This window comes from Streptomyces sp. NPDC033177 (assembly GCF_055577715.1).
This window is the reverse complement of record NZ_JBVIPS010000007.1, coordinates 316348-329276: the sequence shown is the minus strand read 5'-3', so window position 1 is coordinate 329276 and position 12929 is coordinate 316348. Positions and strand designations below refer to the sequence as shown.

Here is a 12929-nt window from a genome sequence, read left to right as displayed (position 1 = left end):
TCGTCATCTGTCTCGTCGGTCTCCTCCCCGAGCTTCTCTCTGGCCCCGCCCCCCCTCCGCGGAAACCCCCCCCCCCCCGGCCGGCGTTTGAGGACATCTTGTACGGGGTCTGGGGCGGAGCCCCGGTTTCGGGAAGGGGCGGGATTGGGGAGAGCCCCGCAGGGACCGCTCTGACCGCTACCCGAATCGCTCGATCCGGATGCGATCAACCGGCTGGCCCCCGGCCACCAGCAGGCGCGCCGCATGCTCGGCGAAGCCGTTGGATCCGCAGATGTACGCCTCCCAGCCCCCATGGGGCTGACCGGCGCCGAGGAGCGGAGCCAGGTGCTCGGCACGAAGCCGCCCCTCCGCCCGCGTCAACACCACCGTGGTCTCATCGCCGTACTCATCCGCATAGATCAAATCCTCGCGCGTACGCGCGGAGACCAGAAGCCGCAACGGCACAGGCCGCCCCGCCCCCCGCCAGTGCCGCAGCATCGACATCAGCGGAACCACACCGGAGCCCGCCCCGAGCAGCAGCGCGGGGCGGTCCCCGGGCCACGCGAAGAACCCGGACAGCGGCCCCCGCACCTCCACCACGTCACCGACGCGGGCGACCGTGTGCAGATGGCCCGACACCTCGCCGCCCGGCACGTGGTCCAGGGTCAGCTCGATCTCGCCGCCCTCCTCGGGAGGGGAGGCGATGGAGTAGTGGCGCTGGGCCACGTACCCGTCCGGGGCGGTCAGCCGCAGCATCAGATGCTGGCCCGGCAGATGCCCCTGCCAGTGGGGCACCTTCAGACGGAACGTCGAGACGGTTCCGGCGGCGTTGTCCCGGCGGACTTCCACCACGGTCGCCCGCTGCCAGACGGAGCCCGCGCGTCCGCTCACCTCGATCCGCCCCGGCACGGCGAACCGCGTCGGGGGCACGAAAGGGTCGGTCACAGACTCAGTCACCGGCGTAACGCTCCTCACGCCAGGGATTCCCCCGGTGGTGATAGCCGTTCTGCTCCCAGAAGCCGGGCTCGTCATGGTCCAGGAGCCGCAGCCCCGCGACCCACTTCACGCTCTTCCAGAAGTACAGGTGGGGGACGATCAGGCGCGCCGGGCCGCCGTGCTCGGGAGGCAGCGGGCCGTCCCCGTACTCCCAGACGATCCACGCTTTGCCGCCCGTCACATCGGCCAGGGGCAGGTTCGTGGTGTATCCCGTGTGCGACCACGCGACGACATGCGTGGCCTCGGGACGCGGCCCCGCGGAGGCCAGGAACGCGTCCAGGCTCACCCCGCCGAAGCGCACCCCGAACTTGGACCAGCTGGTCACGCAGTGGATGTCGCCGCGGTACTCGGAGGCGGGCAGCGCGTGCGCATCGTCCCACGTCCAGGTGTGCGGGGTGGTGACGAGGCCGTCCACGCGGAACGTCCAGTCCGCGGGCGCGATCTCGGGCGTCACTTCGGCGGACAGGACGGGCCAGCCGTCGGCCGCGTCGTACTGCCCGGGAGGCAGCCGCGGGTCGCGGTCGGCGGCACGGGCGCGGCCGGTGAAGCCGCGGGTTGGTTCGATGCTCATGCCGTGCTCGATGCTCATACGTGCTCGATGGTCATACGGTGCTTGCCACTTCGGAGGTGCCTGTCGTGCTCGCGGGGACGGGCGCCGCAGAGGCCGCCGCATCCCGCAGGGCTCGCAGCGCTCGCTGCTCGTCCACTGTCACCAGCGTACGGTCCCGCATCAGGACCCGGCCGTCGACCACGGTGTCCCGCACGTCACTGGACGCGGCGGCGTACGCCAGCATCGACCACGGGTCGTGCCGCGGGGTGAGATGCGGCCGGGAGAGGTCGAGGACGATCAGGTCGGCGCGCTTGCCCGCTTCCAGGGAGCCGAGCCGGTCGCCGAGACCCAGCGCACGCGCCGATTCGACGGTCGCCATCCGCACGGCCTGCTCGGCGCCGACCGCCGTCGGGTCGCCGCCCGCCTTGTGCACGAGGGCGGCCATCTTCACCGCGCCGAGGAGGTCCAGCGTGTTGGAGCTCACCGCACCGTCCGTGCCGAGACCCACCGTGACGCCCGCGTCGAGCAGGTCGGGGACGCGCGCGATGCCGCAGCCCAGCTTCAGGTTCGACACCGGGCAGTGCGCGACGGCCGTCCCCGTGCGGGCGATCGTCCCGATCTCCGCGTCCGTGAGGTCGACCGCGTGCGCGAGCAGCGTGTCCGGGCCGAGCAGGCCCAGCGAGTCGAGCAGCTCCACGGGACGCATGCCGTGCTGCTCGGCGACCATCTGCACCTCGCCCGCGTTCTCGGCGGCGTGCAGGTGCAGCAGGGCGCCGTGCTCGCGGGCAAGCGCGCCAATGGCCGTCAGCTGCTCGGGCACCAGGGTGTACGCGGAGTGCGCGAAGACCACTGGGCGGGTGCCCGGCGCCGGGGTGCGCGCGGCCAGGTCGGCCGCGGCCCAGCCGAGCCGGTCGGCGTAGGGGCGGCCGTCCGGCGGGCCCGGGACGTCCATGAACGTGGGGCCGGTCAGCAGGCGCCACCCCGCCTCGCGGGCCACGGCCTCGGCCGCCTCGTGGAACCAGTACATGTCGAGCGCGGTGGTGACCCCGCCCCGTACGGATTCCGCGATCGCGCCCCGGATGCCCGCCGTCACCGTCTCCGGCGAGAGCCGCTGCGCCTCGGCCGGGATGACGCGGGCCAGGAAGCCCTGGAGGGTGAGGTCGTCGGCGATGCCGCGGAACAGGGTCATCGCGAGGTGGGTGTGCGTGTTGATCAGACCCGGCATGACGAGACAGCCGCGGGCGTCCAGCTCTTCGGCGGCCTCGTGGGCGGCGCGCAGCCGCTCGGCCGGGCCGACCTCGACGATCCGTCCGTCGCGCACGGCGATGGCGCCGTCCTTCACGACGGTGCCCGACGCGTCGACCGTCAGGACGTCGCCGCCGTGGACCAGAAGATCTATGGCGCCGCCCCGGTCCTGGGCCGGCAGGTCAGTGAGGTGCATCGGTTCCGTTCTCCACGAGGTCGTTCACATGCTTGCTCAGGGCTCAGTGCTCCGTGGCGGCAAGGAGACGCAGCGCGTCCAAGGCTATCCGGGCGCCCCGGGCGACTCCCTCGGCCACCACGTCGCGGTGCGGGTCGTAGCCACCCGTCGAGAAAGGGGTCTCCTCGTCGACGAGTTCGTCCGCGTTGGCGCCGTCGATCACGAGCGCGCCGCCCGCGACGAGGCCGTGCGTGGACGCGAAGACGAGCAGCGCCGAGAGCTCCATCTCGATGGCCGCGATCCCGGCGGCCGCGTACGCCTCACCGGGCAGCGGCAGGAAGCCCGGCTGGAACGCGGCCCGCGTCCACACCACGCCACGGTGGTACGGGGCGTCGGCCGCGCGGGCCGCCCGCTGCAGCGCGATGACCGCTTCCGGGGCCGCGAACGCCGGGTACTCGGCGGGGATCAGCTGCTGGGTCACGCCGTCGTCGCGTACCGCCGCGTCCGCGATGACCAGGTCGCCGTCACGGATGCCGGGGCGGATCGCACCGGCCGTGCCGAGCCGCAGGATCGTGGTGACGCCCGCGTCCGCCAGCTCCTGGAAGAGGAGCATCGCGCCGGGGGCGCCGACACCGTGCGAGGCGACGACGACCGGGGTGCCCTGCCAACTGCCGGTGAAGGTGCGGTACTCGCGGTGGTACGACACCTCCTTGGCGTCGTCCAGGAGATCGGCGACGGCGGTGGCACGCGCCGGATCGCCGACGACGACCGCACGGGTGGGCAGGCCGGTGCGGGGGACGCGGGTGATGGGCAGCGCGTCGGTGGGCGTACGGGCGTCGGTCGTCATGAAGCTGCTCCTAGGGCCGCTCGCGGCGGCGCCTGCCGTGGCGCGCCGGGCCCCGGAGACGGTAGCCGACGGCGGGACGCGAGGAGCACGCCGCCCGGCACACGCCGGAGGGCGGTTCCCCGCGGGGAACCGCCCTCCGTCAACTCTCCTGCTGATGCGGCTACTTGCCGTCGAGCACGTCCTGGACCTTGGCGCGCACGTCGTCCGTGGCGAGGCCGCGGATCGTCAGCGTCGTACGGCGGCGCAGGACGTCGTCCGCCGTCTCGGCCCACTCGTGGTCACGGGCGTAGACGACCTGGGCCCAGATCTCCGGGGCGTCCGGCGAGACGCGCTCGGCGAGCTCAGGGTTCTCGTTCGCCAGGCGGGCGATGTCGAAGGAGAGCGAGCCGTAGTGCGTCGCCAGGTGCTTGGCGGTGTCGGCCGACATGCGCGGGCCGGGCGCCGGGCCGTCGACCAGCAGGCGGTGCGCGACCGCGCGCGGGTTGGCGATGCCGGGCAGCGGAAGGCGCTTCTGGAGCTGCGAGATTGGCTCGTAGTCGTCGCCGAGCGGGTGGCCGGGCAGCGACTCCAGCTTCTTCATGACCGTACGGCCGATGTGGCGGAAGGTCGTCCACTTGCCGCCCGCGACGGAGAGCATGCCGCGCGCGCCCTCGGTGACGACGGTCTCGCGCTTGGCCTTCGACGTGTCGCCGGGGCCGCCGGGCAGGACGCGCAGACCCGCGAAGGAGTACGTGATCAGGTCGCGGGACAGCTGCTGGTCGCGGATGGAGAACGCGGCCTCGTCCAGGATCTGCGCGGTGTCGGCCTCGGTGACGCTCACGTCGGCCGGGTCGCCCTCGAACTCCTCGTCCGTCGTGCCGAGGAGCAGCATGTCCTCCCACGGCAGGGCGAAGGTGATGCGGTACTTGTCGATCGGCGTGGCCAGTGCGGCCTTCCAGGGGGCGGTGCGCTTGAGGACCAGGTGCGCGCCCTTGGAGAGGCGGATGGAGGGGGCCGCGTCGGGGTTCTCCATCTTGCGCAGGTGGTCGACCCACGGCCCGGTCGCGTTCAGCACGAGGCGGGCGTTGACGCCGAACTCGGCGCCGTCCATGCGGTCCTTGAGCTCCGCGCCTGTTACCCGGCCGCTGGTGAAGCGCAGGCCGGTGACCTCGGCGTGGTTGAGGACGGAGGCGCCGGCCTCGACGGCCGCGCGGACCGTCATCAGGGCCATGCGGGAGTCGTTCATCTGGTCGTCGCCGTAGACGGCGACGGCCTTCAGGTTGTCCGTGCGCAGCTCCGGCACGTCCTGCGCGGCCTTCGACGGCGAGAGCAGGTGGCCGACGCCGTCACCGAACGCGGACAGCGCGCTGTAGGCGAACACGCCCGCGCCCAGCTTGGCGGCGCCGTGCGGGCCGCCCTTGTAGACGGGCAGGTAGAAGGTGAGCGGGTTCGCCAGGTGGGGGGCCACCTGGCGAGACACCGCGCGACGCTCGAAGTGGTTCTCCGCGACCAGCTTCACCGCGCCGGTCTGCAGGTAGCGCAGACCGCCGTGGAGCAGCTTGGAGGAGGCGGAGGAGGTGGCGCCGGCGAAGTCACCGGCGTCCACCAGAGCAACCCGCAGTCCCGACTGCGCGGCATGCCAGGCGGTGGAGATGCCCAGGATTCCGCCGCCGATCACCAGGAGGTCGTACGTCGCCTTGGAAAGCTGCTCCCGGGTCTCGGCGCGGCTCGGGTTGAGGCCGGCAGCCGGATGCGTCCCGAGGGCAGGGACGCTCTGCAGGGTGGTCATGTGTCTTACTCCTCGCCACTCTCATCGAGCCAACCCATGGACCGCTCGACGGCCTTGAGCCAGCTCTTGTACTCACGGGCGCGGGTGTCCGCGTCCATGCGGGGGGTCCATTCCGCCGCCCGGCGCCAGTTGGCGCGCAGTTCGTCGGTGCCGGACCAGAAGCCGACGGCGAGACCGGCGGCGTAGGCGGCGCCGAGGCAGGTCGTCTCGGCCACCATCGGGCGCACCACGGGTGCGTCGAGGAAGTTCGAGAGCGTCTGCATCAGCAGGTTGTTGGAGGTCATGCCGCCGTCGACCTTGAGGGCCGTGAGCTCGACGCCGGAGTCCTTCGTCATGGCGTCGGTGATCTCACGGGTCTGCCAGGCCGTGGCCTCCAGGACGGCGCGCGCGATGTGCGCCTTGGTGACGTACCGGGTGAGACCGGCGATCACACCGCGGGCGTCGGAACGCCAGTACGGGGCGAAGAGGCCGGAGAAGGCCGGTACGAAGTAGGCGCCGCCGTTGTCCTCGACCGAGGACGCGAGCGTCTCGATCTCGGCGGCGGAGTTGATCAGGCCCATCTGGTCGCGCATCCACTGCACCAGCGAACCGGTGACGGCGATGGAACCCTCGAGGGCGTAGACCGGCTTCTGGTCGCCGATCTGGTAGCCGACGGTGGTCAGCAGCCCCGAGTAGGAGTTGATGGCCGACTCACCGGTGTTCATCAGCATGAAGGTGCCGGTGCCGTACGTGGACTTGGCCTCACCCTTGGCGAAACAGGTCTGCCCGAAGAGGGCCGCCTGCTGGTCGCCGAGCGCGGAGGCGACGGGGATGCCGGGCAGGACGTCGCCGAGCTTGCCGCCGGTGACCTCGCCGTAGACCTCGGCGGAGGAGCGGATCTCGGGGAGCATCGCCACCGGTACGCCGATGGACTCGGCGATCGACTCGTCCCACTGCATGGTGTGCAGGTTCATCAGCATGGTGCGCGAGGCGTTGGTGACGTCGGTGACGTGCTTGCCGCCGTTGACACCGCCCGTCAGGTTCCAGATGACCCAGGAGTCCATGGTGCCGAAGAGGATGTCGCCCGCCTCGGCGCGCTCGCGCAGGCCCTCGACGTTGTCGAGCAGCCAGCGGGCCTTGGGTCCTGCGAAGTAGCTGGCGAGCGGCAGGCCCGTCTGCCGGCGGAAGCGGTCCTGGCCGACGTTGCGGCCGAGCTCCTTGCACAGGGCGTCGGTGCGGGTGTCCTGCCAGACGATGGCGTTGTGCACCGGCTCGCCGGTGTTCTTGTCCCAGAGCAGCGTGGTCTCACGCTGGTTGGTGATGCCGATCGCCTTGATGTCCTCGTGGGTGATGCCCGCCTTGGAGATGGCGCTCGCGACGACTTCCTGGACGTTGGTCCAGATCTCTTTCGCGTCGTGCTCGACCCAGCCCGGCTTCGGGAAGATCTGCTCGTGCTCCTTCTGGTCGACCGAGACGATCCGGCCGTCCTTGTCGAAGACGATGCAGCGGCTGGAGGTGGTGCCCTGGTCGATGGCCGCGATGAAGGGGCCAGCGGTGTGTGCGTCGGTGGTCACGGTGTGCTCCTGAATTCTTGCTCGGCGGTCTGTCTCAGGCGGTCATCGGCTGCTGTCGCGGTCCTACTTGAACGCGATGTTGTAGATACCGCCCGCGATGGCGCCGCCGATCAGCGGGCCGACGATGGGCACCCATGCGTACGTCCAGTCCGAGCCGCCCTTGTTGGGCAGCGGGAGCAGGGAGTGCACGATGCGCGGTCCCAGGTCACGGACCGGGTTGATCGCGTAGCCGGTGGGGCCACCGAGCGAGAGGCCGATGCCGACCACGACGAGCGCGGTGATCAGCGCACCGAGGACGCCGATGCCGTTGCCGTTGTCGTTCAGGCCCTGCGTGAGGATCGCGAGGACCAGCACGACGGTGGCGATGACCTCGGTCAGCACGTTCTGCGCGTAGTTGCGGATCTCGGGTCCCGTCGAGAAGACGCCGAGCACCGGACCGGCCTTGGGCGCGGCCTTCTGGTCGACGAGGCCCTCGTCCACCGGCTGCGCGGCGAGGATCGCCGGGTCGGTGAGGTGCGCCTTGAACTGGCCCATGTAGGTGAGCCAGACCAGGATCGCGCCGATGATCGCGCCGAGCAGCTGCGAGCCGAGGTAGAGCGGAACATCGCTCCACTTGGTGCCGCCCTCGATGGCGAGACCGACGGTGACCGCCGGGTTGAGGTGGGCGCCTGACACGCCACCCGCCAGGTAGGCGCCGGTGAGCACCGCGAAGCCCCACCCGAAGGTGATCGCGAGCCAGCCGGCGTCCTTGGCCTTGGAGGCCTTGAGCGTGACGGCGGCGCACACGCCACCGCCGAGCAGGATGAGTATGGCGGTACCGATGGTCTCGCCGATGAAGATGTCGGAGCTGGACACCCGCGACTCCTTTGTCCTTCGTCCAGGGGAAGGCGAACCCCGGGTCCCTCCGGTGGTCCGCGACCTCAGGTGAGGTCGTTGCCGGCCCTTGGCCTTGTCACACTCTAACGCGTAATGCCGGTAGGTGTTCGACAATGCCGACCGATGGACGCGAGTCTCACCCCGGTGTTACTTGCCCGTCAAGAGTTCTGTTATTGAAAACACGATCGTTATTGATCGTTTCGGGTTATCGGTGGTGACAGGGGTCGCCACCGGGTGAAACGTCGTTCAACGATGTTCGCGCAGAAGAATGCCCCCTGCATGTTGAGCAGGGGGCAGACGGGCGTCTCGGCGGGCGGGGGCCGGTGGGTCTAGAAGCGGCCGGCGCCCAGATCCCGCGACACGGCGCGAGCGCAGTCCCGTACGGCCGCGATCAGATCGGGGCGCAGCTCCCCGTCCTTCTGGACCCGTTCCACCGCACCGGTGATACCGACCGCGCCGACCGGCATGCGGCGCCGGTCGTGGATGGGGGCGGCCACGGAAGCGATGCCCTCCCATGTCTCCTCGACGTCGGCGGCGTACCCCCGCGCGCGGGTCAGGTCGAGGGTGCCCTCGAAGGCCTCGGGGTCCACGACGGTGCGTGTGGTGAAGGTCTGCCGGTCGGCCTCGGCCTCGGCCGCCTCGCTGTGCGCCACCGGGTCATAGGCGGCCAGCACCTTGCCCAGGGCCGTGGAGTGCAGCGGCTGCATCGCGCCGACCTCGAGGACCTGGCGGCTGTCGTCGGGGCGGAAGACGTGGTGCACGATCAGGACGCCCTGCTGGTGCAGGACGCCGAGGTAGACGCTCTCGCCGCTGGACCGGGCCAGGTCGTCGGTCCACACCAGGGCGCGGGCCCGCAGCTCGTGGACGTCGAGATAGCTGTTGCCCAGGCGCAGGAGCTCGGCGCCGAGCTGATAGCGGCCCGATGCCGACTCCTGCTCGACGAAACCCTCCGCCTGGAGGGTGCGCAGAATGCCGTGGGCCGTGCCCTTGGCCAGGCCAAGGGCGGACGCGATCTCCGAGAGGCCGAGCCGTCGCTCTCCGCCCGCGAGCAGCCGCAGCATCGCGGCCGCCCGCTCGAGCGACTGGATGTTCCGTGCCATCGCAGCCCTTCCTCCGTCCCCTCTGACTCCAACGTTCGACAATGCTGAACACTATCGGTCGTTGTCGACCTCCCGCGACAGAGCGGCAGGCTGTGTTTGTGGCCGATTTCTGGACGGCCACCCGCAGGATTCTCGCGGTTCCCCGCCGTGCGCCGCGCCACACCCCCGAGAAGGACGGACCCGCCGGGCGTCCGCCTCGTGAACACTCGCACCCTGTGGACCTTCGTCCCGTTACCCTGACCGAGTGCGCCTTCCTCCGAAGCGCAAAGCCGACAGCCGTCGCACCTCAGGGAGCTCTTTCATGGCCTCGTTGCCGACCCCCTCGTCCGGTTCCTCGAATCTCTCGAACCGAGCCCGAGTCGATGCCTTCCGCGAAGCCCTCGCCACGCGTGTGGTGGTGGCTGATGGCGCGATGGGCACGATGCTCCAGGCGCAGGACCCCACCCTCGATGACTTCCAGCAGCTCGAGGGCTGCAACGAGATCTTGAACGTGACCCGTCCGGACATCGTCCGCTCGGTCCACGAGGAGTACTTCGCGGTCGGTGTCGACTGTGTGGAGACGAACACGTTCGGCACGAACTTCGCGGCGTTGAGCGAGTACGACATCCCCGAGCGGAATTTCGAGCTGTCCGAGGCGGGTGCGCGCATCGCCCGTGAGGTGGCGGATGAGTTCACTGCCTCGACGGGGCAGCAGCGCTGGGTGCTCGGCTCGATGGGTCCGGGTACGAAGCTGCCGACCCTGGGGCATGCCCCGTACACGGTGCTGCGTGACGCCTACCAGACCAACGCCGAGGGCATGATCGCGGGCGGCGCGGACGCGCTCCTGGTGGAGACCACGCAGGACCTGCTGCAGACCAAGTCCGCGATCCTGGGCGCCCGCCGCGCCCTGGAGGCCACCGGCGCGAACCTGCCGCTGATCTGTTCGGTGACCGTCGAGACGACCGGCACTATGCTGCTTGGCTCGGAGATCGGTGCGGCGCTGACCGCGCTTGAGCCGCTGGGCATCGACATGATCGGCCTGAACTGCGCCACCGGCCCGGCGGAGATGAGCGAGCACCTGCGCTATCTGGCCCGCCACTCGCGCGTCCCGATCTCCTGCATGCCCAACGCGGGCCTGCCGGTCCTTGGCAAGGACGGCGCCCACTACCCGCTGAGCGCGGGGGAGCTGGCCGACGCCCAGGAGAACTTCGTACGTGAGTACGGCCTCTCCCTGGTCGGTGGCTGCTGCGGCACGACCCCCGAGCACCTGCGCCAGGTCGTCGAGCGCGTGCGCGGGGTGGAAACCGTCCGCCGCGATCCGCGCCCCGAGCCGGGCGCCGCCTCGCTCTACCAGACCGTGCCCTTCCGCCAGGACACCTCGTACATGGCGATCGGTGAGCGCACGAACGCCAACGGCTCGAAGAAGTTCCGTGAGGCCATGCTGGACGCGCGCTGGGACGACTGCGTGGAGATGGCGCGCGATCAGATCCGCGAGGGCGCGCACATGCTCGACCTGTGCGTCGACTATGTCGGGCGCGATGGCGTCGCGGACATGGCCGAGCTGGCGGGCCGCTTCGCGACCGCCTCCACGCTGCCCATCGTCCTGGACTCCACCGAACTGCCCGTCATTCAGGCGGGGTTGGAGAAGCTGGGCGGCCGCGCGGTCATCAACTCGGTGAACTATGAGGACGGGGACGGGCCCGAGTCGCGGTTCGCGAAGGTCACCGCGCTGGCCAGGGAGCACGGCGCCGCGTTGATCGCGCTGACCATCGACGAGGAGGGCCAGGCCCGCACCGTCGAGCACAAGGTCGCCATCGCCGAGCGCCTGATCGACGACCTGACGGGCAACTACGGCATTCACGAGTCGGACATCCTCATCGACTGCCTGACCTTCACCATCTGCACCGGTCAGGAGGAGTCGCGCAAGGACGGCATCGCCACCATCGAGGCGATCCGTGAGCTCAAGCGCCGCCACCCGGACGTGCAGACCACCCTGGGCCTGTCGAACATCTCCTTCGGCCTCAACCCGGCCGCCCGCGTCGTGCTCAATTCCGTCTTCCTGGACGAGTGCGTCAAGGCCGGTCTGGACTCGGCGATCGTGCATGCCTCCAAGATCCTGCCCATCGCGCGCCTGGAGGAGGAGCAGGTCAAGGTCGCCCACGACCTGATCTACGACCGCCGCGAAGAGGGCTATGACCCCTTGCAGAAGCTCATGGAGCTCTTCGAGGGCGTCAACATGAAGTCGATGAAGGCGGGCAAGGCCGAGGAGCTCATGGCCCTGCCGCTGGACGAGCGTCTGAAGCGGCGCATCATCGACGGCGAGAAGAACGGCCTGGACATCGACCTCGACGAGGCCCTGCAGACCCGCCCGGCGCTGGACATCGTCAACGACACCCTCCTGGAGGGCATGAAGGTCGTCGGTGAGCTGTTCGGCTCCGGCCAGATGCAGCTGCCCTTCGTGCTGCAGTCCGCCGAGGTGATGAAGACGGCGGTCGCCCACCTCGAACCGCACATGGAGAAGTCGGACTCCGAGGGCAAGGGCACCATCGTCCTGGCCACCGTCCGCGGCGACGTCCACGACATCGGCAAGAACCTGGTGGACATCATCCTGTCCAACAACGGCTACAACGTGGTCAACCTCGGCATCAAGCAGCCGGTGGCCGCGATCCTGGACGCCGCGGCCGAGCACAAGGCCGATGTGATCGGCATGTCGGGTCTCCTGGTCAAGTCCACGGTGATCATGAAGGAGAACCTGGAGGAGCTCAACCAGCGCAAGATGGCCGCGGACTTCCCCGTCATCCTCGGCGGCGCCGCCCTCACCCGCGCCTACGTCGAGCAGGACCTCCACGAGATCTACGAGGGCGAGGTCCGCTACGCCCGTGACGCGTTCGAGGGCCTGCGCCTGATGGACGCCCTGATCGCGGTCAAGCGCGGCGTCCCCGGCGCCACGCTGCCCGAGCTGAAGCAGCGCCGGGTGCCGAAGAAGGACACCCCCGTCCTGGAGGTCTCCGAGGACGAGGGGCCCGCACGCTCGGACACCTCCACCGACAATCCCGTCCCCACCCCGCCGTTCTGGGGCACCCGCGTCGTCAAGGGCATCCAGCTCAAGGAGTACGCGTCCTGGCTCGACGAGGGCGCCCTCTTCAAGGGGCAGTGGGGCCTCAAGCAGGCCCGCAAGGGCGATGGGCCCACCTACGAGGAGCTCGTCGAGACCGAGGGACGGCCCCACCTGCGTGGCTGGCTGGACGAGCTGCACACCAAGAACATGCTGGAGGCGGCCGTCGTCTACGGCTACTTCCCCTGCGTCTCCAAGGGCGACGACCTGATCATCCTGGACGACCAGGGCAATGAGCGCACCCGCTTCTCCTTCCCGCGCCAGCGCCGCGGCCGGCGCCTGTGCCTGGCCGACTTCTTCCGTCCCGAGGAGTCCGGCGAGACCGACGTGGTCGGCCTGCAGGTCGTCACCGTCGGCTCGAAGATCGGCGAGGCCACCGCAGAGCTCTTCGCCGCCGACTCCTACCGCGACTACCTCGAACTGCACGGCCTGTCCGTGCAGTTGGCCGAGGCCCTCGCCGAGTACTGGCACGCCCGCGTGCGCGCCGAGCTCGGGTTCGGCGGCGAGGACCCCGCCGACGTCGAGGACATGTTCGACCTGAAGTACCGCGGCGCACGCTTCTCGCTGGGCTACGGGGCCTGCCCCGACCTGGAGGACCGCGCCAAGATCGCCGAACTCCTGGAGCCGGAGCGGATCGGCGTGCAGCTCTCCGAGGAGTTCCAGCTCCACCCGGAGCAGTCCACGGACGCGATCGTCATCCACCACCCCGAGGCGAAATACTTCAACGCGCGCTGAGCGGACAAGTC

General features: G+C 70.2%; 9 protein-coding genes. 1 reads left to right on the top strand and 8 read right to left on the bottom strand.

From position 1 onward, the window contains the following. Positions 1 to 177: 177 nt before the first annotated feature. The 8 genes from ACZ5U5_RS25265 to ACZ5U5_RS25230 form a co-directional block, all read right to left on the bottom strand. The gene (locus tag ACZ5U5_RS25265; RefSeq protein WP_469026121.1) at positions 178 to 924 is read right to left on the bottom strand and encodes a ferredoxin reductase; all 747 of its coding nucleotides are present in this window, start codon (positions 922 to 924) and stop codon (positions 178 to 180) included. A 4-nt stretch (positions 925 to 928) separates the two neighbouring features. Beyond that, a complete protein-coding gene (locus ACZ5U5_RS25260) occupies positions 929 to 1564 on the bottom strand; it encodes a sulfite oxidase-like oxidoreductase (RefSeq protein ID WP_469025633.1) in 636 nt (211 codons plus the stop codon). 13 nt (positions 1565 to 1577) lie between these two features. After that, positions 1578 to 2966: an amidohydrolase gene (locus tag ACZ5U5_RS25255; RefSeq protein WP_469025630.1), complete on the bottom strand. Its 1389-nt coding sequence runs from the start codon at positions 2964 to 2966 to the stop codon at positions 1578 to 1580. A 43-nt stretch (positions 2967 to 3009) separates the two neighbouring features. Next, on the bottom strand, positions 3010 to 3792 hold the full coding sequence (locus ACZ5U5_RS25250; RefSeq protein ID WP_469025627.1) for a phosphorylase family protein: 783 nt from the start codon (positions 3790 to 3792) through the stop codon (positions 3010 to 3012). 160 nt (positions 3793 to 3952) lie between these two features. Beyond that, complete coding sequence (locus tag ACZ5U5_RS25245; RefSeq protein WP_469025624.1) at positions 3953 to 5560, bottom strand: glycerol-3-phosphate dehydrogenase/oxidase; 1608 nt, start codon at positions 5558 to 5560, stop codon at positions 3953 to 3955. Positions 5561 to 5565: 5 nt separating this feature from the next. Beyond that, positions 5566 to 7113 (bottom strand): glycerol kinase GlpK, encoded by a 1548-nt coding sequence (gene glpK, locus ACZ5U5_RS25240; RefSeq protein WP_469025622.1) that lies wholly within the window; start codon positions 7111 to 7113, stop codon positions 5566 to 5568. Between the two features lie 63 nt (positions 7114 to 7176). Continuing rightward, a complete protein-coding gene (locus ACZ5U5_RS25235) occupies positions 7177 to 7968 on the bottom strand; it encodes an MIP/aquaporin family protein (RefSeq protein ID WP_363210871.1) in 792 nt (263 codons plus the stop codon). Between the two features lie 350 nt (positions 7969 to 8318). Beyond that, a complete protein-coding gene (locus ACZ5U5_RS25230) occupies positions 8319 to 9089 on the bottom strand; it encodes an IclR family transcriptional regulator (RefSeq protein ID WP_469025619.1) in 771 nt (256 codons plus the stop codon). 301 nt (positions 9090 to 9390) lie between these two features. On the opposite strand from ACZ5U5_RS25230, the gene metH reads away from it, so the two are divergent. Continuing rightward, positions 9391 to 12918 (top strand): methionine synthase, encoded by a 3528-nt coding sequence (metH, locus tag ACZ5U5_RS25225; RefSeq protein ID WP_469025616.1) that lies wholly within the window; start codon positions 9391 to 9393, stop codon positions 12916 to 12918. The last annotated feature ends 11 nt before the right edge of the window (positions 12919 to 12929 follow it).

Coding starts and splice junctions, on each gene's coding strand:
- ACZ5U5_RS25260 (WP_469025633.1), bottom strand. CDS start 1,564: ATGAGCATCGAGCACGGCATGAGCATCGAACCAACCCGCGGCTTCACC.
- ACZ5U5_RS25255 (WP_469025630.1), bottom strand. CDS start 2,966: ATGCACCTCACTGACCTGCCGGCCCAGGACCGGGGCGGCGCCATAGAT.
- ACZ5U5_RS25250 (WP_469025627.1), bottom strand. CDS start 3,792: ATGACGACCGACGCCCGTACGCCCACCGACGCGCTGCCCATCACCCGC.
- ACZ5U5_RS25245 (WP_469025624.1), bottom strand. CDS start 5,560: ATGACCACCCTGCAGAGCGTCCCTGCCCTCGGGACGCATCCGGCTGCC.
- ACZ5U5_RS25230 (WP_469025619.1), bottom strand. CDS start 9,089: ATGGCACGGAACATCCAGTCGCTCGAGCGGGCGGCCGCGATGCTGCGG.
- metH (WP_469025616.1), top strand. CDS start 9,391: ATGGCCTCGTTGCCGACCCCCTCGTCCGGTTCCTCGAATCTCTCGAAC.